This window comes from Streptomyces pseudoechinosporeus (assembly GCF_054783935.1).
The window spans coordinates 630,887-656,265 of sequence record NZ_BAAGPS010000009.1 but is presented as its reverse complement, the minus strand read 5'-3'; the positions used below and the strand labels follow the sequence as shown (position 1 = coordinate 656,265).

Sequence of the window (25,379 nt, the reverse complement as noted above, 5' to 3'; positions counted from 1 at the left end):
GCGGATAATCGCTGTCGGCGGCGAAGATGTGCGAGGTGAGGGGCGGGTATCGGCTCGGCGCCCGTCCGCTGGGGTGACAAGCGGTTACCCCACCGCTAGCCTCCGGTTTGGGAACCGGTTGCCACAAGTGTTGCCGCAGTTCCCGAGGGACTGAGCTGCGCGGTCGAAGGGGCGGGGATGACGAGAAAGAGCAACGGGGACATCGGGAACCGGAGCACGATCCGGGACGTGGCGGCCCGGGCGGGGGTGTCCGCCTCGACGGTGTCGCGCGTGCTGGGCGGCGAGTACCCGGTGAGCACGGCGACGCGTACGCGCGTGATGCGGGCGGTGCGCGAGCTGGACTATGTCGCCGACGCCCGGGCCAAGGCGATCGCGGGTGTCGGCACACCGACCCTCGCCTTCGTGCTGGACGACATCACTGGCCCGTCGTTCGCGCACATGGCGCACGGTGTGGAGCGCGAGGCGACCCGGCTCGGGCATCTGTGTCTGGTGTGCAGCACGGACGGCGACACCGAGCACGAGCTGGAGTTCATCGAGACGATGCGGGCCCAGCGTGCCGCCGCCGTGATCCTGGTCGGCGGCACCGCGGACACCGTCGAGTACCGCCAGCGCATGGCCCGTATCGCCGACTCCCTGGCGTCGGCGGGCTCACGGCTCGTCCTGTGCGGACGGCCGCCGCTGGATCCCGGCACCCCCGTGACGGTGATCGAGTACGACAACGAGAGCGGGGCGTACGCGCTGTGCGCTCACATCCTCGCCCAGGGGCACCGGCGCGTCCTGTTCCTCGGGGGCAAGCCGGAGAACACCACGGCTCAGGGTCGCGAGCGCGGCTATCTGGCCGCCCATCGCGCCCGCGGCATCGAACCGGACCCTGAGCTGCGCCTCGCCGGCGACTTCACCCGCGACTCGGGCCACCGCCGTATCCGCCAGGCCCTCGCCCAGGGGCTGGAGTTCACGGCGGTGATGGCCTCCACCGACATGGTCGCGGCGGGCGCGCTCACCGCCCTGCACGAGGCCGGCCTGACCGTCCCGGACGACGTGTCCCTCGTCGGCTACGACGACATCGCCTTCGCCCGCGATCTGCACCCTCCGCTGACCACGGTCCACGTCCCCTACGAGGAACTCGGCCGCCTCGCCGTCCGTACGGCCCTCGGCAGGACACCGGACGCCCCGAACGAGCACCTCCTGCTGGGAACGCATGTGGTGGTGCGGGATTCGGTGGCGGCGGTGCGGGGGCAGTTAGTCCCGGACGGAAGTGCCAGGGTTTCCTCGCAAGCTCCTGCTGGAGGGTTGACGTGACAACGAACAACACCGGTCCGATCCGCCTCACCGACCGCGCGCACACGGCATTGCGCCCGGCGACCGCGGCCCGGATCACCGGCGGTTTCTGGGCGGCCAGACGGGCGACCAACGCCGAAGTGAGCATCCCGCAGGGCCCGTCGAAGCTGGAGGAGGCGGGCAACCTCGCCAATCTGCGGGCGGCGGCCGACGGCAAGGGCACCTTCACCGGTGACTTCCAGTTCCAGGACTCGGATGTGCACAAGTGGCTGGAGGCGGCGTCCTGGCAGCTGGCCGACAGCCCGGAGAACGCCCGACTGGCCTCGCACATAGACGAGTTGACGGCCCTCCTGGCTGCCGCCCAGGACGCGGACGGCTATCTGCAGACGTACTACCAGGTCGCCCACCCCGAGCTGCGCTGGCAGGAGCTGGGCTGGGGCCACGAGTTGTACTGCGCGGGCCATCTCATCCAGGCCGCGGTGGCCCACCACCGGGCGACCGGCCGGCGTGAACTCCTCGATGTGGCCGAGCGGTTCGCGGCCCACATCGACGCGACGTTCGGCAAGGACAAGGCGATCGACGGGGTGTGCGGCCATCCCGAGATCGAGACGGCTCTCGTCGAGCTGTACCGCGAGACCGGCGAGCGCCGCTGGCTGGACCTCGCCGGCTACTTCGTCGACCGGCGCGGCTACGGCGTGCTGAACGCGGGCGCCGACCGCGGCGACGACCGCGACATGGGCCAGGCCTACTGGCAGGACCGCGTTCCGGTGCGCGAGGCGGACACGGTCGAGGGCCATGCCGTACGGCAGCTGTATCTGCTCGCGGGCGCCACCGACCTGGCGGCGGAGACCGGCGACCCGGAGCTGCGGGCCGCGCTGGAGCGCCTGTGGGACGCCATGGTGGCGACGAAGACGTATGTGACCGGCGGGGTCGGCTCGCGCCATGAGGGCGAGGCTTTCGGCGACCCCTTCGAGCTGCCACCGGACCGGGCGTACGCCGAGACCTGTGCGGCGATCTCGTCCGTCCAGTGGTCGTGGCGGATGGCCCTGCTGACGGGCGAGGCGAAGTACTCCGACCTCGTCGAGCGCACGCTCTTCAACGGCTTCCTCTCCGGCGTCGGCCTCGACGGCGACAGCTGGCTGTACGTCAACCCGCTCCAGGTGCGCGAGGAGTACGCCGACCGCGGCGGCGACCAGACGGCCCGCCGCACCCCCTGGTTCCGCTGCGCCTGCTGCCCGCCGAACGTGATGCGGCTGCTGGCCTCACTCCCCCACTACGTGGCGAGCGGCGACGCGGAGGGTATACAGCTGCACCAGTACGCGACGGGGGTGTACGCCGCCGGAGAGGGCGTCGTCCGCGTGGAGACCGCGTATCCGTGGGACGGCCGGATCACCGTGACCGTCGAGGAGGCTCCGGCGGACCGTGACTGGTCGCTGTCGCTGCGAATCCCCTCCTGGTGCACGGAGTTCAAGGCCTCGGCACTCGACGGGAGCGCTCCGACCGAGGCGGGCGACGGCTGGCTGCGGATGCACCGCCGCTGGTCCGCGGGCGACACGCTCACCCTCGACCTCGATCTGACGGCGCGGCTGACCCGGCCCGACCCACGCGTCGACGCGGTCCGCGGCTGCGTGGCCGTGGAGCGGGGCCCGCTCGTGCACTGTCTGGAGGGCGTCGACCAGCAGCCCGGGGTCCGTCTCGACGATGTGACACTGCCGTACGGCGCGGATCTGGCGGTCGCTCAGGAGCCGGAGCTCCTTGGCGGGGTCGCCGTCGTCACGGCCGGCGGGCGCCGCCGGAGCGACGGAAGCGGCGTACGGCTGACAGCGGTGCCGTACTACGCCTGGGCAAACCGGGAAGAGGGCGCAATGCGGGTGTGGATTCCCGAGGAGTGAGCTCTCTCGCCGACTCGGCGTCCCACAGGGCGAGTTCGCGGTCGCGTGGACCGTGCACCACGGGCGGCCCGTCCGCGCCGAAGACGCGCACCGGGTGCGAGGCGTCCCAGGCGGGCCAGCCCAGGTCGCCCTCGGCGGCGAACCGCACCCACGCGGAGTGCATCGCGTCGGCCAGCTCCTGCGGGGCTCCCTCGCCCGCGAGCTTGGCCGACTCCGGGATGTCCCCGGTGTCGAAGACGAAGCCGAGCTCCAGGGCGTGGCAGGCGCCGAGATCGGGGAGGTTCGAGGGCCAGGCGAACTCGTACACGTACGACGAGCCGGGTCGGGCGTCGGCCAGCCGGTGCAGCGGGATGCGCAGCAGGTGGTCGGTGACCATCTGGCCGAGGTGCTCGGCGGGGCGGGCGTCCGGGTGGAGGGCGCGATAGCCGCGCGGGACATCGGGGCCGCAGTGGCAGCGGGCCATAGCACCGGCCAGGGCGACCGGGCCGAGCCGGTCGACACGTTCCAGGAGCCCGCCCGGCACCAGCCACAGCCGGTACTCGTCGTGGGTCCAGCCCATGAGCAGCTCGACGCCCGCCGCGGCAGCACCGTCGACCAGGGCTTCCATCGGATCCCGCGGGACGAGGTCGTCGTCGACGACGATGCCGAAGGCGGGCCCGCCGAGGACCGGAGTGCTCAACCGCCCCACCTCGGCCTGGGTGCGCAGCAGCAGCTCACGGTCGACGGCGGCGAAGGCCTCGGCCGTCGCCGGGATCTTCAGCCGGGCCGCCATCCGGCGCACCATCCGCCGTACCTTGTCGCGGTCGGCGGCCTCGGGCGGCCCGCTCTGCAGGACGGCCCGCCGGATGAGGCCCTGCGCCTGCGGGGCGGCGAGCAGGGCTCCGGCGCTGATCGCCCCGGCCGACTGGCCGAAGACGGTCACCCGGTCCGGGTCGCCGCCGAACTCGGCGATCGCCTCGTGCACCCACTCCAAGGCGGCCAGCTGGTCGCGCAGGCCCGGGTTGGGCGGGGCGTCCGGGAAGAGGCCGTAGCCCTCCACGCCCAGCCGGTAGTTGATCGAGACCATGACGACGCCGTCGCGGGCGAAGGCGCGTCCGTCGTAGACCGGCACGGCCGACGAACCGCGGGTCAGCGCGCCGCCGTGGATCCACACCAGCACCGGCAGCCGGGCCCCTCGGCCCGGCTCCGGCGTCCACACATTGAGGTTGAGGCAGTCGTCACCCGGCACGACCGGGTCGGACAGCAGCCGGGCGAAGGCCTCCGAGTACGGGGGCTTCGGCGGTGTCGGCCCGAACGCGCCCGCGTCGCGCACACCGTCCCAGGGCGTGGGCGGCACGGGCGGCCGGAACCGGCGGGGGCCGAAGGGCGGCGCGGCGTACGGGATGCCGCGGAAGACGGCGATCCCGTCCTCGTATCTGCCGCGTACGACCCCGTACGGGGTCCTGGCTGTTGGCTGCGTCCGGTCTGCCGTCATCCGAGCACCAGCTCCTCGCACGCTCGTGAACCGTCGTTCACTTCAGAGCGCCACATCACCTCCGGTTATTCCGGCGTGCGTCGCTGGTGGGCGGCTATTTGGCGTACATCACCGTGCCGAAGCCGAGCTGGTCGTAACCGCCACTGTTGGAGCCGTAGTCACCGCCCCCGCCCTCGGGGCGCACGCTCTCGGCCATGCGCGTGATGTACGGAACGGACAGGCCCCGTCGCCGCGCGTAGTGATAGTGGAGGATGTCCCACACGGGCCTGACCTGGCCGCGGCTCGCGGAGGAGATCACGGTGTGTGACTGCTGGGCGCAGTTCTGCCCTGTCCCCCAGGTGTACGTCGTGAAGGGGACGTTCTCGCCGAGGTTGTACTTCGCGACGTACTGGGCGGCCTTCATGAACCGGTTGCTGTCGTAGCCGTACAGGTCCTCGCCCTGGTTCCAGGCCATCTCGCAGAAGGCGCCCATCTGGCCCATGCCCATCATGGTGTGCCCCTGGTCGCGGCCCGACTCCTGCCACTGGGCGAGGTTGTCCGGGTGCAGGAACGGCACGGCGTTGCGGATGGAGCCGTTGCCCGCACCGTTCTTGAAGTAGTTCACGGCCTGGTCGTACTTGGCGCCGTCGTCGCACAGGATCCCGATCGCGAGGATCGAGTTCATGTTGCACAGGTCCCAGTTCGCCCAGTAGTTGGTGATGCAGGCGTCGTTGTGGTTGTTCAGGAACTGGTTGTTGAGCGGGTAGAAGACGTTGAGCATCATCGTCTTGAACCGCTCGAGGTCGAACCCGCTGTAGCCGCGCATGAGTTCGGCGGCGTTCGCGAACTGGTAGCCGTAGATCCCGGCTGCCAGGAAGCGGTCCGCGTTGCCCGTGAGGGTGGTGAGGGTGGACGACCAGGCGTTGAGGATCCGAACGGCGCACTCGGCGTTGTCCCGGGTGCCGCCGACCTGCCAGCGCAGCGCGTTCTGGTACGCCGCGTGGATGTCGTTGTAGAGGATCCCGTAGTTCTGGCCGTCGCCGCCGCGGATGATCGTGGCCTGCGGGTTGGGCTGCCAGGTGCTGGCCGAGTGGGAGTTGGCGGTCAGGCGCTGCCAGCCGGACAGCCACGGCTGGGCGCCGTCGCGGACCCGTACCTTGGCGCGGTTGAGCTCTCCGTAGGCATGCAGCATGCCCGGGTGGGTGAAGGTGGCCGGGGCGGCCTCGGCCGTGCCCGAGAGGGCGGTGGCCGAGGCGCCGACGGCGAGGGCGGCGGTGAGTCCGCCGGCGGTCCTGAGAAGACCGCGGCGGCTCAATTCCGGCTGTTGGAGGTGCTGGTGGGGGGAAGTGCGGCTCATGTTGGTGCATCTCCAATCCCGTTGGGGATCTACATGGGGGTGATGCTCACCTCGCTGAATCGCGCGGTGCTGCGGACCAAGGGGCTGCGGGAGCAGACCACCAGGCCCACGTAATAGGGGGCGTCACCGAAGCCGGGGATCTCTCCCGTGGCCAGTGGTGTCCAGGTGACGCCGTCATCGGTGGAAACAGCCGCGGTGAAGGCGGTCCCAGCGCGCTTCAGCCGCAGCAGGCAGGGGGCGGTGACCGTGCCGTTGCCCGTGAACGCCGACCGTCCGGCCACAGCCGTACGGAGCATCAGCTGGGCGGCGGTCCCACCCGTGACGATCACTCCGGCCGCCTGGTCGAACGGTGACAGCGACTTGGCCATCAGCAGCCCGACCCGGTCGCCGCTCGCGCCTTCGCGGGAGACGAGCCGGGCGGTGATCTCGCTGTCGCCGGTGATCGGGCGACGTACGAACTGCCCTGTCATTCCTTGGTTGTTGACGGTCAGGTCGGTCCCGGCCCCACGCACGACGAGGGTCCCGTCCTCGTACGCCGTGCTGCCGGGGGTCCTGACGGCCACCACGCCGAAGGTCCCGAACTCCCGCTCGTCGAGGACCACGTCACCGAGGTCGCCGTACGTCCAGGGGCCGGGCGGCGGTGTGCCGACCGTGAGCTTCAGCGTGCCGTTTCCGTCACCGGCGGCGTTGCCCGCGGTGGTGGTGACGGTGAACTCGCCGGTCTCGGTGGGTGTTCCGGACACCCAGCCCGTGCGCTCGTCGAGGCGCAAGCCGTCGGGCAGGCCGCGCGCGGTGAACCGTACGGGCTCGTGCGAGGCCCGCAACAGGTGCCGGAACTCGTCGCCCTTGTTCGCGAACGCCGTGGTGGCGGAGGTGAGTTCGGGCACAGAGGGCTTCGGCATGGCGACCGAGGCGGGTTCCGAGCGCGGGCCCTTGCCGCCGGCGTTCGTCTTGGCGACGGTGTAGTGGTACGTCGTGCCGGGCGTGCCGGTTGCGTCGGTGTACCGGATGCGGGTGCCGAAGCCGACTGGGCCGACCTCTTTGGCGAGGGGGCGGTAGGGGCCGTCCGCGCTCTCGGCGCGCAGCACTGTGTAGCGGGCGGCCGGGTCCGGGTCGGTCCAGGCCAGTTCGACGGCGTCGGCGCCGGTGGCCGCGCTCAGCCCGGCCGCGGTGTGGGCGGGGCGGGGCGGGGACCAGACCTCGCCCCTCGTGGAGGTCACGGTGACGTTGTCGAAGGCGCCCGTGCCGGTCTCGGCGTACGACTCGTCGACGCCGAGGCAGGAAGTGAGGACCAGACCCGCGTATGCGGTGTGCCCCATGCCGTCGACCTCGGTCGTACCGACCACGGTCCACCGCATACCGTCTGCCGAGATCTCCCCGGTGCAGCGGCGGCCCTTGCGGGTCACCCGCACCCAGTACGGCTCGCGCAGCCGGTAGCCGTCACCCGCGCCCTCGACGTACGGCGCCTGAAGCGGGGTGGCCGACTCGGGCAGGCTGCCGAGGTTGGAGATCGGGAAGGACGCCTTGGCGGTGATCATCTCCTGCTGGGACGGCGGCACCGGTGTGCTGCCGGTGGCGGAGACCTGCGCCCCGGCCTTCGGGCGTACGGTCCACACGCCGCTCCAGGTGTGCAGCGGCAGTCCCTGGATCAGCATGGCGGCCCCAGCCGCGTCCGCGTCCAGGCCCGCCCGCACGGTGACGCCGATCTTGGAGTACTGCGAGCTGAGCGGGAACACGATCCGCGCGGTGACCGTGCCGTCGCCGGGCAGCGGCAGATACGCCATGCGGTAGGTGTCGGCGGTGCCGGAGGCCTCCAGTACGAATCGCTCGCCGTCGAACACGGCCGAGCCGGGGATCTTCACGTCCCCGATGTCCCGGGTCGACCAGGGTCCGGGGAGCCCGGCGGTCGCCGACGCCCAGGCCGAACCGCGGCTCTTGCCACGGGAGTTGGCGGCGCTGACGGTGTAGTAGTACGTGCGGCCCGTGCGGACGCCGCGGTCGGTGTACGTCGGCTTTCCGACACCGGAGGCGACGGTCTCGTACGGCCCGTCGGGGCTGGTGGCCCGGCGTACGGTGTAGCCGCTCGCCCAGGCGGACGGCAGCCAGGACACGGTGACCGCCCGGTCCGCGCCCGTCGCCGTGACGCCCGCGGGTGCCGTCGGCGCGCTCGGCGCGGCGGCCTTCGTACCGGCGTAGGTGAGGGTGCCCCAGCCGGGGTGGTCCTCCTGGTAGCCCTCGACGACGCGTGTCCCGCCGGTGCCCCGGAAGATGACCTTCTCGGTGTAGGGAGCGGGCTTGCCGAGGCGCCCGGCGTAGTGCGCGTACCCCATCTCCCACACCGGCCGGAACACCCCGCGCTGCCGGTCGGAGACGGCCGTCTTGACGTACTTGCCGGTGCGGTCGAGGTCGGGGGTGAACGGAACCGAGTTGTCGCCGAGGTTGTAGCGGGCGAAGTACTCGAAGTTGGCGAGGATCCGGTCGTCGGCGAAGCCGTACAGGTCCACGCCCTGCTGCCAGGCGACCTCGGCCGCGTCGGCGAGCAGGCCGACGGCGAGCTGCTCGTGGGCCTGGTCGCGCCCTGACTCCTGGCCCTGTCCGGTGGCGGCGACGACGCGGTGCAGCACGGAGCCGTTGCCGGCGCCGGTGGCGGCGAACCGCAGGGCGTCCTCGAACATCACGGGGTGGTCGCAGAAGACGGCGATGGCGAGGATGGTGCGCAGCGCGGCGAGGTCCCAGTTGCCGTTGGCGTACAGGCAGTAGCCGGACAGGGCCGGGTACCAGACGTCGGTGAAGGAGCGCTCGCAGCGGCTGATGGATTCCGCGGGCCAGCCGTCGTATCCGGAGTGCCGCAGGATCTCGGCGGCGTTGACGAACTTGAAGCCCTGGATCCCGGCCCCGAGTTGGCCGTCGGCGCCGGTGATGCCGGTGAGGGAGGCGGCCCAGACGTCGAGGATGTCGCGGGCCTTGTCGGCGTGGCGGACGTCGCCGGTAATCGCCCACATCAGGGCGTTCTGGTAGGCGGCGGCCGCGTCGGTGGCGGCCTGGCTGGTGTTGTCGGTGGGGCCGCGGCCCCAGGTGCGGATCTGTCCGGTGTTGCGGACGGCGTAGGTGTGCTGGGAGCGGGAGTCGGCGGCCAGGGCCGCGAATCCGGTGGCGATCGGGTTGCTCCCGTCGGCGACCGCGGACCGCATCCGGTCCAGGTCGGCGCGGGAGTGCAGCAGCCCGGGGTGTGTGAACTGTATGCGACTGGTCTGGTGGCCGGCCGCCCGGGCGGTGCCGGGCGCGAGCAGTCCGCTCGCGCCCGCCACCAGCAGCAGGGCCGCCGTGCCGCCGAGGAAGTTCCGGCGGCTCGGAGCAGATGTGATCATGACGCGGCGGCCGCCTCGGCCTCGGCGGTGGTGAGGAACTTGAGGTTCGTCACGTGCTCGTTGACGAACATGGGCACGCCGTCCGAGGCCAGGTACCACCTCGGCTTGCCCGTGCTGTCGGCGATCACCCTGCCGTTGACACGGAGGTTCTCGAAGGTGACGTCCTTGATCGCGTGCTCCGCGTCGAGGCCGGCGATGATCGAGAGGTCGGCGTTCTTGCCGTTGTAGCTGAGGTCCTTGATGTAGACGGACTCGATGCCGCGGCCTGCCGACGTGTTGTACTTCGGGTTGTACTCGACCCGCATGTGGATGAGCTGGCCCCAGCGGAAGTCCTCCACGCGGATGTTGTCGAACTTGACGTCCCGGACGAGGTTGCTGTCGCCGACCATGAAGGCGATGGCGCCCTGGTAGGTCACCTGCGGCTCGCGGTGGTCGAGGATGTCGATGTTCTTGAAGTTCAGGTTCTCCAGCATCTCGGGGGTGTCCGAGTTGCCGTGCACGCCGATGTTGATCGGGTGGGCGACGTCGGCCCAGAGGGAGCAGTTCTTGACCGTGATGTTGCGGGTGTCGCCGTAGAAGTCCCAGCGGTGCGTGTAGAGCGCGATGCAGTCGTCCGACGTACGCAGGAAGCAGCCGTCGACCGTGATGTTCTCGGAGCAGTAGAGCTGGATGCCGTCGCCCCAGCCCTGGTGGCTGAAGGCGCGCAGGTTCTTGATGGTGATGTTCTGCGACTCGGCGACCCTGATGTTCTCGTAGCGGGGGTTGAGGATCGTGACGCCGTCGATGGTGACGTTCTCGCACTTGCGGATGAGCATCGCGCCCCACTTGGAGTCGTAGAGCACTCCGCGGCCGGTCATCCGGGAGTTCTCCACCTCCTCGAACAGCACGAACGAGTTGAGGACCGCGCCGGGGGCCAGGTACACGGTGGTGTTGCTGGGCACCTTCAGCTCCCCGTTGGGGGGAGTGTGCAGACCGGGGCCGAAGTACATGACGTTCTTGTCACCCTCGGCGGGCACGTTCTTCTCGATCGGGTTCGCGAACAGGTGCAGGCAGTCGAAGATCTTGTCGTCGATCTGGACGACGAGGTTGCGGGGCCGGTCCAGGGTGAAGCGCGCGGTGCTGCCGAGCACCTCGGGCTTGATGCCGTACGAGTCCGGGCGGATGCGGACCTTCTCGCCGCCGCCCGGGTTGTACGTGACCTCGACCTCGACGGTGCCGGAGAAGTCGAAGGCGGCCCAGGAGGAGTTCTGGGCCCTGTTGCTGCCGGTGTTCGCGTCGATCAGTGCGAGCTTGGCAAGGTAGACGCCGACCTTCTGCCAGGTGCCGCCGAGCGGCCGGACCTTGACGGTGAAGGAGTTGTTGGCAGGCACCTTCGGAAGCGTCGGGTGGATGACCACGCTGTCGCCGGTGGTGCCGTTCTCCTCCGCCGTGGCGGCCTGTGCGGTGCCCGCGATGCTGCTGGCCAAGCCGGCGGCGGCGATGACACCGGCGGCCTGGAGGGTGGTCCGGCGTGACAGGGGCGTGTTCATGCGTAACTCCTTGCAAAAGGTTCGGTAAGAGGGACTACTTCAGTCCGGTCGTGGACATCCCGGCGACAAAGCCGCGCTGGGCGATGAGGAAGACCAGCAGGATCGGCACGACGTACATCACCGAGGCCGCGGCCTGGAGGTTGGTGACGGGCGTGCCGGCCGAGGTGACGTAAGTGGTCATGACGGCAACGGCGAGCGTGGTGCGGTCGGTGTCGAGCAGCAGCTGCGGGGCGATGTAGTCACCCCAGGTCCAGGTGAAGGCGATCACGAAGCTCGCGGAGAGGACCGGCCAGGACTGCGGCAGAAAGATCCGCCAGAAGATCGTCGCGTAACCGCAGCCGTCGACGATCGCGGCCTCTTCCAGCTCACGGGGCAGTCCTGCGAAGAACTGCCGGAAGAGGAAGACCAGATACGGGGCGGCGGCCAGGCCCCACAGCACCCACGGCCAGTAGGTGTTGACCATGCCGATCTTCGCGAAGATCAGGTAGGTCGGCAGCAGGGTGATCATCTGGGGCAGCATCATCGAGCCGAGCAGGATGCCGAACAGCGGCTTCTTGCCGGGGGCGTCGAGGCGCGCGAACCCGAAACCGACCCAGGCCGAGCTGAGGGTGACGAGGGTGGCGTAGATGAAGGCGATGACGAGGGAGTTGCGGGCGTAGCCGAGGAAGTCGATGAGGTTGTAGGCGTCGGTGAAGTTGCTCCACTGGAAGATGTCGGGCAGCCACTGGACGGGCGAGGTGGCCAGTTCGGCCGGGGTCTTGAGGCCGCTGAGGATCAGCCAGCCGAAGGGGCCGAGGAACAGGCCGGTGATCGAGACGAGGACCGTGTAGAGGACGAGGCGGCCGGTGCGTATCCGGACACGGACCGGGGACTTCGGGGGAAGGCTGGTGGCGGTCACTTCTTCGCCTCCGGGTCGACGTTGTAGAACACCACGCCGGACGTGAACTTGAAGATGAGTCCGGTCACGATGAGGATCAGGAAGAAGAGCACCCACAGCAGCGCGGAGGCGTAGCCGTAGCGGCCGAGCGCGAAGTACTGGGCGAACACGTGCATCATGTACAGGTAGTTGGACTCCGGGACCGTGGTGACGCCCCCCGTGCCGGGGAGGGGAGCCAACAGCAGCGGCATGATGGTCTGCACCGATGCGATCACTCCGGTCACCGTCTGGAACAGCAGCACCGGCGACAGCAGCGGCACGGTGATGCTGCGGAAGGTCCGCCAGGCGCTCGCCCCGTCGATGCGGGCCGCCTCGTGGAGCTCGCGGGGTACGTCCTGGAGCCCGGCCAGCGAGATGATCATGATGTTTCCGGCGGTCCAGAGCACCGTCATGATGAGCACGTAACGGGCGTAGGGGTCGGCGAGCCAGCCGAGGGCATCGAAGCCGAAGAGGGTCAGGACGCCGTTGGTGGCACCGGAGTTCTGGTCGAACAGCGTCTTGAAGGCGACACCCGCGCCCACCGGCGGCACCACGGCCGGCAGATAGAGCAGGGTGCGGAAGAGGCCCCGCGCCTTGATCGGCCGGTTGACGAGGATGGCAAGACCGAGCCCCGCGATGATCGACAGCGGCACCGAGGTCAGCGCGAACAGGCCGGCGCGGCCCAGGGCGTTCCAGGTCACCGAGTCCTGCAGCAGCTCGCTGTAGTTGCCGAGCCCGATGAACCGCCAGTTTGGCGAGATGCCGTCGAACGTGGTGAAGCTCAGCCACAGTGCGTACACCATGGGGGCGATGGTCAGCAGCGCGAACCCGATGATCCAGGGCGAGGTGAACATGTAGAACGCCCGGTGCCTGCGCGCGGTCATGGAGACCCGCGGCCGGTCGGCGGCCGGTGCCCGGCCGGTGCTCGCGGCCGGTCGTGGCCGGTCCGCGACAGAGGAGACCTGATCGACCGTCATCCCACTTGCTCCTTACCGCGCTTCAGCTGCTCGTTGATGGCCGCGTTCAGGCGTCCCGCGAGGGTGTCGACGGACATCTGGCCCGCCATCGCAGCCGTCGCGATCTGGTTGAAGAGGGCGTCGAAGGCATCCGCCGTGGTGTAGGGGGTGAAGGCGATCACCGAGAAGTGCTTCAGCTCCTCCTGCTGCACCTTCAGCTCCCGCTTCTGGTAGTCCTCCTGGGCGGGCATCAGCGGGCGCAGGGACTTCAGGCTGGGGATGCCCCAGCCGCCGGCGGCGCGCTCCTTGGCCGGCGCCTCGCCGAAGAACCACTCGAAGATCCGCCACGCGGCGTCCTTGTTCGACGCCTTCCGCGGCATCCACAGGCCGGTGCCGCCCTGGCAGGCACTGATCCGCGGGCCGCCCTCGAAGACCGGGGCGGGCGCGAGACGGGACACCGGCGCCAGCTTCTTGTCGGTGTTGATCATGCCGCCGAGCCAGTAGCCGTTGTTCGACATGGCCATTCGCCCGGCCTGATAGGTGGGCCCGTCCCAGCCGTTGGGGTCGGGCTGGATGAGGCTCGGCCCGACTTTGGTCCTGCAGTAGTCGATGTACCAGGCCAGCGCCTTGCGGGCCTCAGGGGTGGTGAAGTCGATCCGGGAGAAGTCGTCACTGAAGAGACTGCCGCCGGCCGCCGCCGTCATGGTCGTGAAGAGCGTGGCTTTGGTCAGACCGCTGTAGCTGCCGCCGAAGACGGTGGTCTGGCCCTGCTTGCGCTGGACGAGTCGCTTGGCGGTGTCCAGCCACTCCTCATACGTGACCGGCTCGGTCTCCGACGGGTACTCGACGCCCGCCTTGTCGAAGGCCGAGGTGTTGTACCAGTACATGGAGTCCTGGGAGAAGTCCTTCACCATGCCGTAGCGCGGGCCCTTGCCCTGGATGCGGCCGTCGTACCGCCACAGGTCGTTGACCGGGTCCAGGTCGTCGGCCTCGAGGACACTGCTCCTGGCGAAGTAGGGGTCCAGATCCTCCATCACGTCCCGCGCCGCGAAGAACGCCGCGTCCACGGCGCCGACGCTGCGTACCAGGTCGGGCGGGTTGCCGCTGGTGAGCATCGCGATCAGCTTGGTGATGTCGTGCTGCACCGTTTTGATCGTGATGCCGGTGTCCTTCTGGGCCTGCTTGACCAGTTCGGGCGAGATGTCCTCGGGCTTGACCATCAGCGTGACGGTCTCGCCGCCACCGCTGACGCCGGTGGACACCGGCATCGCGCAACCGCTGAGGGCAGCCGCGCCGGCCGCGGCGCCGCCCGCCGACAGCGCGAGGAACCGGCGGCGGCTCGGGGGAGCACCGGAGTGTGAGCGCATCTACGCCTCACCTTCTTGCTTGGGGATCGGGCCTTCTTGCCTGGGGATCGAGCAGGCCTAGAGGTTCTGCTGAGAGCTGGGCAGGCCGACCGGAGCCGACCGACATTCGGCAACCGGTTGTCATAAGCGGGTGGGCAGAGCTTCTTCCTGTCTGGAATCTGCGTCAAGAGTCTTGACGAACTTTCGAAAAGAATGGGTAATCTCGCCGACATGAGCCAGAAGGCCGGAGGGTCGCTCCGGAGTCTGCGGCGAACCAACCAGGAGCAGCTCCTGGCCTTGCTGCTCGACCAGGGTCCCCTGCATCGCGCCGCGCTGGCACGGCTGGCGGGAGTGTCCCGTACGACGGTCTCGACCATCGTCAACGAGCTGCTGGCGCGCGGTCTGGTCGCCAAGGCCGAGGGGAAACCGATTGCTGATCTCGACGGGCGCGCCGGTGATCTGCTGTCGGTCGATCCGCGTGCGGCGGTCGTGGCCGGGATGAACCACACCTTCGACGGCGTGTGGGTGCATCTCGGCGACCTCGCCGCCCGTGAGGTCGCGAGCGCCGGCACGGCTCTGGACCCCGACAGTGGGCCGGCCGAGCGGATCGCGGCCGGTGCGTCGATCCTCCAGCGGCTCCTGGACGAGGAGGGTCTGGGCCGAGGACGGGTCCTCGGCGTCGGCGTGGGCGTCCCGGGGCCCATTCACCGCGACACCGGAGTGGTCGGGGTGTCACTGCCCGGGCAGCCCTGGTCGCATGTGAACGCCGCCGAGGAGTTCGAGCGGGCCCTTGGACTGCCGGTCACTGTGGAGAACAACACCCGCCTCGAAGGCGTCGCCGAGGCCCGCTGGGGCGCCGGCCGCTCGGTGCCGAACCTGCTCTACTTCGGCCTCTCGAGCGGTATCGGCTCGGGGCTGATCCTCGACGGACGCCTGTACCGCGGAGCGGTCGGCGCCGCGGGTGAGCTGGGCCATGTCTCGGTCAGCGTCAACGGCCCCGCCTGCCGCTGCGGCAACCGCGGCTGCCTCGTACTGCGCGCCGGGATCCCGGCCGTGCTCGCCGCGCTGCGCCCTCTCTTCGGCGACGCCATGACCCTCGACGAGATGCTGGACCGCACGCTCGCCGGAGACCGCGCGGGCGAGCGGGTGTTCGCCGACGTGGGCACCGTCGTCGGCCAGGTACTGGCCAACCTGTGCAACCTGCTCAACCCCCAACGCATCGTCGTGGGCGGCGAGTTGTCCCGCGCGGGCGAGCTGCTGCTCACCCCGATACGCACGGCGATCCGCCGCTACGCGCTCGCCCTGGTCCACGAAGTGGACGTGGTCCAGGCGGAGTTGGGCCGCGGCGTGCCGCCCGAGTCGGGCCTCGGCGCCCGAGTCGGCGCACTCGGCGGCGCGGCCCTGGTCCTGAGCGAAACGCCGGACCTCGCGGCGGCTCTGAACCGGGTGCCGGCGAATGGGGCGACGGCATGAGGGACGGTACGGAGCAGGGGCTCGCCGAGGGGGCAGCAGCAGCGCCTCCGGTCGGGCACCCGGCCGATCCTCCGGACGCCACTCCCGCCCGCTTCGCAGGCAAGGTCGCCGTCGTAACCGGCGGCGGCAGCGGCATCGGGGCCGCCTGTGCCCAGCGACTCGCGGCGGAGGGCGCCACCGTGGTCATCGCCGATGTTGATGACGAGGCGGGCGAGCGGGTGGCCGCGGAGATCAGGGCACAGGGACTGCGTGCCCGTCAAGTCGGCTGTGACGTGGCCGTCGCAGCCGACTGGCAGCGGCTGGCCGAGGCCGTGCTCGCCGAGCACGACCGGGTCGACGTCCTGGTCAGCAATGCGTACGCGCTGACCGTGGGCGCCGCGCACGAGCTGGCCGAGGACGAGTGGGACCGTGTCGTGGACGTCTGCCTCAAGGCCACGTACCTGGGAGTGCGAGCCCTGCACGCGCCCCTGGTCGCGGCCGGTGGCAGCATCGTCGCCGTCTCCTCCGTGCACGGCCGCATGGGCTCTCCGGGCTTCGCCGCGTACGCCGCCGCCAAGGGCGGACTGGACGCGCTGGTGCGGCAGTTGGCGGTGGAGTACGGCCCGCGACTGCGCGTCAACGCGGTGGTGCCGGGCCCGATCGCCACGCCCCAGTGGAGCCGTACCTCCGAGCAGGGCCTGCGGGCCGAGGCCTCACGCACGGTCCTCGGCAGGTTCGGCCAACCGGAGGAGGTAGCCGCCGCCGTCGCCTTCCTGGCCTCGCCGGAGGCCGGGTTCATCACGGGCGCCGCCCTGCCCGTCGACGGTGGCTGGAGCATCCGGCCCTGAGACGACGCGGCCACCCCGCACCACCCAGAGAGGTCCCATGAAGATCGTCAAGATCGAGACATTCCGCGTACCACCGCGCTGGCTGTTCCTCCGGATCGAAACCGACGAGGGCATCGTCGGCTGGGGCGAACCCATCGTCGAGGGCCGCGCGGAGACGGTCGCCGCGGCCGTCGCCGAACTCTCCGATCTCCTCATCGGCACTGATCCGCGCCGTATCGAGGACCACTGGCAGGTGCTCGCCAAGGGCGGCTTCTACCGGGGCGGCCCGGTCCTGTCCAGCGCGCTGGCCGGCATCGACCAGGCGCTGTGGGACATCAAGGGCAGGGCCCTAGGCGTACCCGTGTACGAGCTGCTCGGCGGCCCGGTGCGGGACCGCGTCCGCGTCTACCGCTGGCTCGGCGGCGCCACAGCGGGCGAACTGGCCGACTCGGCGCATCAGGCCGTCGCGGAGGGCTACGACGCGGTCAAGCTCAACGCGTCCGACCAGCTGCGCTGCCTCGACACCCCGGCCGCCGTCCGCGGGATCGTCGCCCGGCTCACGGCGTTGCGCGAGGCGGTCGGCTGGGACGTGGACATCGCCGTGGACTTCCACGGCCGGTTCTCCACCGGTATGGCCCGCCGCACCCTGCCCCTGGTCGAACCGCTGCTGCCGCTGTTCGTGGAGGAGCCGGTGCTGCCCGAGTTCTCCCGCGACCTGGCCCCGCTGGCCGCCGCGACCGCCGTCCCCCTCGCCACCGGTGAACGCCTTTACTCCCGTTGGGACTTCAGAGACGTACTGCCCACCGGGATAGCCGTGGCCCAGCCCGACCTGTCGCACGCGGGCGGCATCTCCGAGGTGCGCCGCATCGCCGCGATGGCCGAGGCGTACGACGTGGCCCTCGCCCCGCACTGCCCCCTGGGCCCCATCGCCTTCGCCGCCAGTCTCCAGATCGACTTCGCGACCCCGAACTTCCTCATCCAGGAACAGAGTCTGGGCCTGCACGCCCCGCACGACAACCCGCTGCTGTCCCACCTCGTCGACCCGGCCGCCTTCCACTACACCGACGGCCACGTCACGCTTCCGCTCGGGCCCGGCCTCGGTATCGAGATCGACGAGAAGGCGGTGCGCCGGGCCGCTACCGAGGGCCACCGCTGGCGCAACGAGATCTGGCGCCACGGCGACGGGTCCTTCGCCGAATGGTGAACTGAGCGGATCCTCACCCCGCCTGGCCGAAACACCTCGTAACCGATTACGACGACATGTAGGGTCGCATCACCACCGACAGCGACCGGCGAACTGCCCCCTCTGGTACGGCAGAACCACCGAACTTGCTGCTCCACCACCTGCTGCGGCGTTGGCTCAGGTGCCCGAGAACAGCCGAGAACCTCGCGAAACGCCATACGCAGCGGTCATCACGCGCATTGACCGCCCCTCACGTCAGACTTACGGTAGAAGACGCTTTCAGAAAACGTTTCCCCAACACCTCACCCCAGCACCTCAGGAGAGTCATGACCAGCGCTCAGCCGCCGAGGGCCGTGTTCGCCATGGATCCGGTGCACCTCCCCCTGCTCTTTCCTCCGCCGCTGATGGCACGGCTCCAGCAGGTCGCCGAGATCGACACCACGCTCGTCGTACAGGACTTCACCGCACCCGACGCCGCCCCGGCGCTGGCCCGGACCGAGGTGCTGATCACCGGCTGGGGCTGCCCGCACCTCGATGCGGACGTCCTCGCCACGGCACCACAGCTGCGCACCGTCCTGCACGCCGCGGGCTCGGTCCGCTCGCTGGTCGGCGAGGCTCTGTGGAAAAGCGGGATCGCAGTCTCCAGCGCGGTGACCGGTAACGCGCTGCCGGTCGCGGAGTACACGCTCGGCATGATCCTGCTCGCCGGGAAGGACACCTTCGCGCACCGCGAGCGCTTCCGGGACACCCACGCCTACCCGTCCACCGCCGAGACCGCGGCCACGGGCAATCTCGGCCGCCGGGTGGGGATCATCGGCGCTTCCCGCGTGGGCCGCCGACTGCTGGAACTGCTGCGGCCCTTCGACCTCGCCGTCGCGTTGTACGACCCCTACGTGGACGCCGCCGAAGCCGCCTCGCTGGGCGCCGAACTGCTGTCCCTCGAGGACCTGCTCAGACGCAGCGACATCGTCAGCCTGCACGCCCCCGACATCCCCGAGACCCACCGCATGCTCGACCGCGACAAGCTCGCCCTCATCAGGGACGGCGGAGTGGTGATCAACACCTCGCGCGGGGCCCTGGTCGACCCCGACGCGCTGTCCGACGAGCTGGTCAGCGGTCGACTCAGCGCCGTACTGGACGTCACCGAGCCCGAACCGCTGCCCGCCGGATCCCCGCTGTACAAGCTCCCCAACGTCTTCCTCACGCCGCACATCGCCGGCTCCCTCGGCAACGAGCTGGCCCGCCTCGGTGGCATCGTCGTCGATGAGCTGGAACGCCTTTCCGCGGGCCTGCCGCCGGCCCACGAGGTGCGTCATGCGGATCTGGCCCATGTCGCCTGAACCCCGCCCCAAGAACCTGCGACCACCCCGGAGAAACAATGGGATACGGTTCCAGCACCGGCCCGGGGCAGGGTCCCGGCTCGTCCGGTGGGGAGTCGCTACGGTGAAGGAGTCGCTACGGTGAGTGAGCGCACGGCGTCGGGTGACTCCGGACGGGCCACCATCCGGGACGTGGCGGCACAGGCGGGCGTCTCCGTCGCCAGTGTGTCGCGCGTCCTGTCCGGCAACTATCCGGTGTCGGAGGAACTGCGCCGCCGGGTGATGAAGGTGGTTCAGGACCTGGACTACGTCACCAACGCCCACGCCCGCTCACTCGCGGGTGGCGGCACACCGACGGTGGCCATCCTCATCAACAACATCACCGGTGCCGCCTTCACCCATGTGGCCAAGGGAGTTGAGGGCGCAGCCTCGTTGCGCGGCTGGCTCTCGCTGGTCGGCACGACCGGAGACGATCCGGAACGGGAACTCGCGCTGGTCAACCTCATGCGCCAGCAGGGCGTCGCCGCGGTGATACTGCTCGGCGGCGCGTACGACTACGAGGAGTACCAGCTGAGGATGGCCCGGTTCGCCCGCGCGCTGGACGCAGCCGGCTCGCATCTCGTGCTGGTGGGCAGGCCTCCGCTGGAGCGTGACGTACCGGCGACGACCGTCGACTACGACAACGAGGGCGGCGCCTACGCCATGGCCAGCCACCTCCTGTCCGCCGGTCACCGCCGCGTCCTGGTGCTGCCGGGCCACGCCGAACTCACCACCGCCCAGGGCCGGTTGAACGGCGCACGGCGGGCCTTCGATGCGTACGGCGTGCCCTTCGATCCGAAGCTGGTGCTGCACGGCCCGTACGACTACGAGCACGGGTACGACGCCGTCGAGGAAAGCCTGCGCCTTGGGCTGGACTTCACGGCGGTGCTCGCGGGGACCGACGTGGTCGCCGCGGGCGCCATGCAGGCCCTGCGTGCGGGAGGGCTCAGGGTGCCCGAGGACGTGTCGATCGTCGGCTACGACGACATCCCGCTGGCCTCTCAGCTCACTCCCCAACTGACCACCGTTCACGTGCCGTACGAGGAGATGGGCCGCGTCGCGCTGCGCGCGGTGGCCAACCGGCGCGAAACCGGTACCGGCCGCCGCAAGGGCGGCGACGGCGACCATGTGGTGCTGGGCACGCATGTCGTCGTACGGCACTCCGTCCAGCCTCCCCCAGTGCCTTAAGGGCCTGGGAGGTGCCCCCAGCCCGGCAGTCGTAGCGCCCAGGATGATTGCTGTTACGTAAACGTCTTCGAGGATGCTCGACGACGCCGGGCAGCGTTCCAAGAGTGCTACAGGTATCGACTTCCACACCGCTGACCTGCACATTCGTTGCGGTTTGCGGGTAGGGCACGACAGCGATGGCACGCAACGTCACCGACAACCAAACTTAACAATTTGCCGTCGGACTCTTGCGTGAAACAGAGCGGGCGACCTACGTTTCACAGCAACCGTTTTCTATAGCTTCGCAGAGGGTTCCGAGACACGAGCCAGCGTCTTCCCCGCTCGCCGTCGCCCCACCGAGCCACCCCTCTTCCGCGATCGTCTACGCCTCGAAGGATGACCGTACGATGAACTTCACCACCCCCCGGAGAAGGTTCGCTCGCGCCGCTGTCGCGGGCCTCGCCCTGACAGGTCTGCTCGCTGCCTGCGGCGGCTCCGGAGACGACGAGCCCGCCGAGTCCTCCGGTCCGGTCACCCTCGACTTCTGGGGCTGGGCCAACGGCCAGGAGGCCGTCGTCAAGGCCTTCAACGCCAGCCACAAGGACGTCCAGCTCAAGTACACCAAGGTCACCGACCAGCTGACCATGCAGAAGCAGCTGACCAACGCCGTCAAGGCCGGCAACGCTCCCTGCCTGATGCAGAACACCGGCGAGTACGTGACGAGCTGGGTCTCCCAGGACGCGCTCGCCGACATCACCGAGTACGTCGAGGCCGACAAGGACAAGTTCAACCCCGGCTCGTGGGCCACCGGCCAGGTCCAGGGCAAGGTCTACGGCGTCCCCACCGCTTCGGCGCCCGCCTTCACCATCTACCGCACCGACCTCTTCGAGAAGTACGGCCTGAAGGCCCCCGCGACCTGGGACGACTTCATCGCCGCGGGCAAGGAGCTGAAGAAGCACAAGATCAAGATCACCAACTACGCCGGTGAGGACCCGAGCACCCTGGAGGTGCTCGCCATGCAGGCCGGGGCGCAGTGGTACTCCGTCGACGGCGACTCCTGGGTGGTGAACTTCCAGGACGAGGGCACCCTGAAGGCCGCCGACGTGATCCAGCAGATCATCGACAACGACCTCAACTCCAAGCTCTCCTTCGCCGACTACGCGGCCGTGCAGCGCAACTACGACAACGGCGGCACCGCGACCCGGCAGATCTCCACCTGGCAGATGTCCGGCATGGTGCAGAACTTCACCAAGTCGTTCGGCGACTGGGCACTGTCCCCCTGGCCGACCTTCAAGGGTGAGGCGCCCAAGACACCTGCGGGTACCAACCAGAGTGGCAACCTGACGCTGGTGTCCGAGCAGTGCAAGAACAAGGAGCAGGCCGCCGAGGCGGCGCTGTGGATGTCCACCGACCCCGGTGCGGTCAAGACCATGGCGAGCCCGGAGACCGGCAGCGGTGTGATGCCGGCGCTGGCCGACAGCGACTCGTACGTCTCCGAGGCGATCTCCGAGAAGCTGCTCGGCAAGAACTACGAGCCGGCCAAGAAGACCGTCACGGACAGCCTGGACACCATCAACACCGACTGGACCTTCGGCCCGAACTGGACCGCGATGTTCACGGAGATGCAGGACGAGTGGGCCGCGGTCGTCAGCAAGAAGCAGAAGGTCACCGACCTGCTCGCGCACATGCAGGAGTGGACGGTCAACGACCTGAAGCAGCGCGGCATCAGCGTCAAGGGCTGAGGCACACTTCATGATTCGCTCACTGCGCTGGAAGGGTGCCGCCTTCACGGTGCCCTTCCAGCTCGGCTTCGTCTTCCTCTACCTGCTTCCGATCGGCTACGCGGTCTACCAGTCGCTGTATCTGCAGAAGCAGTCCGGACTCGGTCTCGGCGGCGCGACCAGGGAGTTCGTCGGGCTGGAGAACTACCAGAACGGCCTGACCGACTCGGCGTTCATGACCTCCATCCTCAGGGTGGTGCTGTTCGCCTGCGTCCAGATCCCGTTCATGCTGCTGATCAGCTTGTTCCTGGCGCTCTTGCTGGACGCGGTCACCTCGAAGGTGGCCGGCCGGTTCCGGATCCTGCTGCTGGTTCCGTACATGATCCCCGGCGTGGTCGCGGCCATCGTGTGGGTCAACCTGTACAGCCCCGAGGTGGGCCCGCTGACGCCGCTCGGCGAGCTGTTCGGCTTCGACTGGAACTTCTTCTCGCCGTCGATGGTGTGGCCGGCCATCGGCAACCTGCTGACCTGGCACGGCATCGGCTACAACATGGTGATCATCTACTCGGCGCTCCAGTCCGTCCCCCGCGAGCTGTTCGAAGCTGCGCGGCTGGACGGCGCCTCCGAGCTGCGGATCGCGCGGAGCATCAAGGTCCCGTTCGTGCGCGGCGCGCTCGTCCTGACCGCTCTGCTGTCGATCATCCAGATGCTGCAGATCTTCAACGAGCCCGCGCTGTTCAGGAACGTGACCCCGCAGACGGTCAGCGACGACTTCGCCCCGATCATGATCATCTACAACCAGGCGTTCAACGCCGGCAACTACAACTACGCCGCGGCCCTGTCGGTGCTGCTCGCCCTGTTCCTCGGCGTCGCGTCCTTCCTCTTCTACCGGCTGACCTCGAGGGAGGCGGACTGATGGCACTGACGAAAGACCGTAAGGAAAACGACACGGGAAACGGTGCGGAGACCGCCGCCGTGCCGCCCCGCGGGGGCGGCGTCCGCCGGCGCACCCGCCCTGATCCCGCTGCCCGGTCCCGGGGCGGGCAGCGGTTCGTCCTCGTCGGTCTGGTCCTGGCCAGCGCCTACAGCCTGTTCCCGGTGTACTGGCTGATCATCGCCGCGACCAAGGACCGCGTGGGGCTGTACCAGAGCAACGGGCTGTGGTTCTCCGGCTTCCACCTGTGGGAGAACCTGCAGCAGGTGTTCACGTACGAGGACGGCATCTTCCTGCGCTGGACCGCCAACTCGTTCCTGTACGCGGGAGTCGGCTCCCTCGGCGGCACCCTCATCGCCCTCCTCACGGGCTATGGCCTTGCCCGCTTCGACTTCCCCGGGCGGGGCGTGGTGTTCGCGACCGTGGTGGGTTCCTTCCTGATCCCGATCGCGCTGCTCACCCTGCCGCTGTACCTGATGTTCTCGGAGATCGGCCTGGTCGACACCCCCTGGGCGATGCTGATCCCCTGCCTGATCAACCCGTTCAGCGTGTACCTGGCCAAGGTCTACACGGAGGCCACGATCCCGTTCGAGCTGCTTGAGGCGGCCCGGATCGACGGCGCCGGTGAGCTGCGGATCTTCTTCAGCATCGTGCTGCGGATGATGACCACGGGCGGCGCGACGGTGTTCCTGCTCGCCTTCGTCAACACCTGGAACGCCTTCTTCCTCCCGCTGACCGTGCTGCGCGGCGAGGAGAACTGGACGCTCAACCTGGGTCTGTACAACTGGTCCGGTAAGCGCCTGGAATCGGGCATCGACGTGACCAGCCTCGTCCTGACCGGTGCGCTGCTGTCCATCATCCCGATGGCGATCATGATGGTCGCGATGCGCCGCTACTGGCGGAGCGGCGTCACCCTGGGCGCACTCAAGTAACCAAGCCCTTGGAACGCAACTCGGCGGTCAGCGACGTAACTCCATCGCTGACCGCCGAGGCGTTCGCCAGGCACTGCTGGCGGAGAACCCCTACTCCTGCCCGCCGTCCAGATCCCGCACCTCGAACCAGTCGAAGTCGGCCGGGGTGCGCGTGCCGCCCAGATCCTGCGCGCAGATCCCGACAAACGCACCGGTGAACCGCAACCGGTTCCCGTAGTCGTCGGAGAGCTTGCTCGCATCGAGTACCGGGCCCACGGCCTGCCAGTCGGTCCCGTCAGGCGAGGCGAAGAAGCGCAGTTCCGTACCGTCGAAGCGGGCCCTCAGATACGCCAACGGCCAGTCGTCGACGTCGAGTTCGGATTCCGGGAGTTCCCGGTACGCCCCGTCGTCGGTGAGGATCACGCCCAGGACGCGTCCCCTGCCCTCGGTATGGGTGAGGCGCAGGTAGTAGTGCGTCGACGTGTCGTACCAGCAGATGAGGCCCGCGAGCTGGCTGAAGTGGGAGGGACGGAAGTCGACGACCGTCGTCACCTCGCACCGCACCGAAGTGAGCCGCTGCGCGAGAAGGCTCTGGTCGTAGAGCGAGTGTGGACTCTGCCGGCCGCGCAGCCGCAGATGTCCGGGGCGTTCGCCGAGCGTCAGCCACTCGGAGGTCGCGGGCGCCCGCAGCGTACTCCAATGCCCGCCGAGGGAAGGAGAGTCGAAGTCGTCGCGTGCGGGGGGTCCGGCGACCGGGCCCGGTGGTCCCGGCTCCACCCCCGTGGGTGCCAGGACCTCCAGACTCGGCCGCCGGTCCCCGTCGGCCAGCCGCAGCCAGCCGTCGTCCGTCCAGGTCACGCGCTGCAGGCAGGTCTCCCGGCCGAGAATGCAGCGCGGCCCGTCGGGCGTCTTTACGGGTCGGGAGGCCAGGTGGACGAGGTACCACTCCCCCGCCGGCGTCTCGACCAGCTCGCCGTGACCGGCCTTCTGCAGCGGCCAGTCCGGGGTGTCCCGGGTGGTCAACAGCGAGCCGAGTGGGTCGAGTTCGTACGGTCCGGTCAGCTCGCGTGAGCGGGCCATCAGGATGCCGTGGTTCCAGCCGGTGCCGCCCTCGGCGAGCATCAGGTAGTACCAGCCGTCCCGGAAGTAGACGTTGGGGCCCTCGATCAGCTCGTCGTGCCTGAGGATCGTGCGGGGCTCGCCGATCAGGGCCCGCTTGTCGGCGTCGTACTCCTGGAGCAGGATCCCGGCGAAGGACGGGTGCCCGTCGCGCGGGTCCCACTGGATGTTCAGCAGCCAGCTGCGGCCGTTCTCGTCGTGGAAGAAGGACGGGTCGAAGCCGGAGGAGTTCAGGAAGACCGGCTCAGACCATGGGCCCTCGATCGAGGGGGCCGTGACCAGGTAGTTGTCGAGGTCCTTGTAGGGCTTGCTGATGGTGCGGACGACCGTGTAGACCAGCCAGAACTGCCCGTCGTGGTACGACAGCGAGGGCGCCCAGACGCCGGCCGAGTCGGGGACTCCGCGCAGGTCGAGCAGCTCGGGCCGGTCCAGGATGTGGCCGGCCGGCTCCCAGTGGACGAGATCCGTCGAGCGGTGCACGGGCACGCCCGGGTACCACTCGAAGGTCGAGGTGGCGACGTAGTAGTCCGCGCCGACGCGCAAGATGCTCGGGTCCGGGTGGAATCCGGGCAGCACGGGGTTGCGGAGGTGGCCCGCGGTCATGCAGGTCCT

The 25,379-nt window shown here is 69.4% G+C and carries 18 protein-coding genes; 10 read left to right on the top strand and 8 right to left on the bottom strand.

The genetic code is table 11. The features are described 5' to 3' along the window. Window positions 1-177: 177 nt before the first annotated feature. Together ACYVO6_RS14510 and ACYVO6_RS14505 are read left to right on the top strand one after the other, a co-directional pair. On the top strand, window positions 178-1,299 hold the full coding sequence (locus tag ACYVO6_RS14510; protein WP_461061108.1) for a LacI family DNA-binding transcriptional regulator: 1,122 nt from the start codon (window positions 178-180) through the stop codon (window positions 1,297-1,299). After that, a complete protein-coding gene (locus tag ACYVO6_RS14505) occupies window positions 1,296-3,170 on the top strand; it encodes a glycoside hydrolase family 127 protein (protein ID WP_461061106.1) in 1,875 nt (624 codons plus the stop codon). Before ACYVO6_RS14510 ends, ACYVO6_RS14505 begins: the two co-directional genes overlap by 4 nt. On the opposite strand, the gene ACYVO6_RS14500 is transcribed toward ACYVO6_RS14505, so the two are convergent. The 7 genes from ACYVO6_RS14500 to ACYVO6_RS14470 all read right to left on the bottom strand — a co-directional run bounded on the left by ACYVO6_RS14500 (window position 3,052) and on the right by ACYVO6_RS14470 (window position 14,116). After that, a complete protein-coding gene (locus ACYVO6_RS14500; protein WP_461061104.1) occupies window positions 3,052-4,644 on the bottom strand; it encodes a carboxylesterase/lipase family protein in 1,593 nt (530 codons plus the stop codon). The genes ACYVO6_RS14505 and ACYVO6_RS14500 overlap by 119 nt on opposite strands. A gap of 94 nt (window positions 4,645-4,738) precedes the next feature. Continuing rightward, the gene (locus ACYVO6_RS14495; protein ID WP_461061102.1) at window positions 4,739-5,980 is read right to left on the bottom strand and encodes an alginate lyase family protein; all 1,242 of its coding nucleotides are present in this window, start codon (window positions 5,978-5,980) and stop codon (window positions 4,739-4,741) included. Window positions 5,981-6,009: 29 nt separating this feature from the next. Beyond that, window positions 6,010-9,348, bottom strand: a complete 3,339-nt coding sequence (locus ACYVO6_RS14490; protein WP_461061100.1) for an alginate lyase family protein — start codon at window positions 9,346-9,348, stop codon at window positions 6,010-6,012. Next, window positions 9,345-10,877, bottom strand: a complete 1,533-nt coding sequence (locus ACYVO6_RS14485; protein WP_461061098.1) for a glycosyl hydrolase family 28 protein — start codon at window positions 10,875-10,877, stop codon at window positions 9,345-9,347. Before ACYVO6_RS14485 ends, ACYVO6_RS14490 begins: the two co-directional genes overlap by 4 nt. A gap of 34 nt (window positions 10,878-10,911) precedes the next feature. Continuing rightward, window positions 10,912-11,775 carry a carbohydrate ABC transporter permease gene (locus tag ACYVO6_RS14480; RefSeq protein ID WP_461061096.1) on the bottom strand — a complete coding sequence of 288 codons (864 nt, stop codon included), beginning with the start codon at window positions 11,773-11,775 and terminating at the stop codon, window positions 10,912-10,914. After that, window positions 11,772-12,770 (bottom strand): carbohydrate ABC transporter permease, encoded by a 999-nt coding sequence (locus ACYVO6_RS14475; RefSeq protein ID WP_461061094.1) that lies wholly within the window; start codon window positions 12,768-12,770, stop codon window positions 11,772-11,774. Before ACYVO6_RS14475 ends, ACYVO6_RS14480 begins: the two co-directional genes overlap by 4 nt. After that, the gene (locus ACYVO6_RS14470) at window positions 12,767-14,116 is read right to left on the bottom strand and encodes an extracellular solute-binding protein (protein ID WP_461061092.1); all 1,350 of its coding nucleotides are present in this window, start codon (window positions 14,114-14,116) and stop codon (window positions 12,767-12,769) included. Before ACYVO6_RS14470 ends, ACYVO6_RS14475 begins: the two co-directional genes overlap by 4 nt. A gap of 210 nt (window positions 14,117-14,326) precedes the next feature. On the opposite strand from ACYVO6_RS14470, the gene ACYVO6_RS14465 reads away from it, so the two are divergent. The 8 genes from ACYVO6_RS14465 to ACYVO6_RS14430 all read left to right on the top strand — a co-directional run bounded on the left by ACYVO6_RS14465 (window position 14,327) and on the right by ACYVO6_RS14430 (window position 23,669). After that, window positions 14,327-15,568, top strand: a complete 1,242-nt coding sequence (locus ACYVO6_RS14465) for an ROK family transcriptional regulator (protein ID WP_461061090.1) — start codon at window positions 14,327-14,329, stop codon at window positions 15,566-15,568. Beyond that, window positions 15,565-16,395 (top strand): SDR family NAD(P)-dependent oxidoreductase, encoded by an 831-nt coding sequence (locus tag ACYVO6_RS14460; protein WP_461061088.1) that lies wholly within the window; start codon window positions 15,565-15,567, stop codon window positions 16,393-16,395. Before ACYVO6_RS14465 ends, ACYVO6_RS14460 begins: the two co-directional genes overlap by 4 nt. Continuing rightward, on the top strand, window positions 16,373-17,578 hold the full coding sequence (dgoD, locus tag ACYVO6_RS14455; RefSeq protein WP_461061086.1) for a galactonate dehydratase: 1,206 nt from the start codon (window positions 16,373-16,375) through the stop codon (window positions 17,576-17,578). Before ACYVO6_RS14460 ends, dgoD begins: the two co-directional genes overlap by 23 nt. Window positions 17,579-17,883: 305 nt before the next feature. Then, window positions 17,884-18,897 (top strand): hydroxyacid dehydrogenase, encoded by a 1,014-nt coding sequence (locus ACYVO6_RS14450; RefSeq protein WP_461061084.1) that lies wholly within the window; start codon window positions 17,884-17,886, stop codon window positions 18,895-18,897. 120 nt (window positions 18,898-19,017) lie between these two features. Then, window positions 19,018-20,103, top strand: coding sequence for a LacI family DNA-binding transcriptional regulator (locus tag ACYVO6_RS14445; protein ID WP_461061082.1), 1,086 nt, complete (start codon window positions 19,018-19,020; stop codon window positions 20,101-20,103). 386 nt (window positions 20,104-20,489) lie between these two features. Beyond that, window positions 20,490-21,824 (top strand): ABC transporter substrate-binding protein, encoded by a 1,335-nt coding sequence (locus tag ACYVO6_RS14440; RefSeq protein WP_461061080.1) that lies wholly within the window; start codon window positions 20,490-20,492, stop codon window positions 21,822-21,824. A gap of 10 nt (window positions 21,825-21,834) precedes the next feature. Then, the gene (locus ACYVO6_RS14435; RefSeq protein ID WP_461061078.1) at window positions 21,835-22,719 is read left to right on the top strand and encodes a carbohydrate ABC transporter permease; all 885 of its coding nucleotides are present in this window, start codon (window positions 21,835-21,837) and stop codon (window positions 22,717-22,719) included. After that, window positions 22,719-23,669, top strand: a complete 951-nt coding sequence (locus ACYVO6_RS14430) for a carbohydrate ABC transporter permease (protein ID WP_461061076.1) — start codon at window positions 22,719-22,721, stop codon at window positions 23,667-23,669. Before ACYVO6_RS14435 ends, ACYVO6_RS14430 begins: the two co-directional genes overlap by 1 nt. Window positions 23,670-23,759: 90 nt before the next feature. Here the strand turns inward: ACYVO6_RS14430 and ACYVO6_RS14425 are convergent, their stop codons facing one another. Next, window positions 23,760-25,370 carry a glycoside hydrolase family 43 protein gene (locus ACYVO6_RS14425; RefSeq protein WP_461061074.1) on the bottom strand — a complete coding sequence of 537 codons (1,611 nt, stop codon included), beginning with the start codon at window positions 25,368-25,370 and terminating at the stop codon, window positions 23,760-23,762. Window positions 25,371-25,379 lie beyond the last annotated feature (9 nt).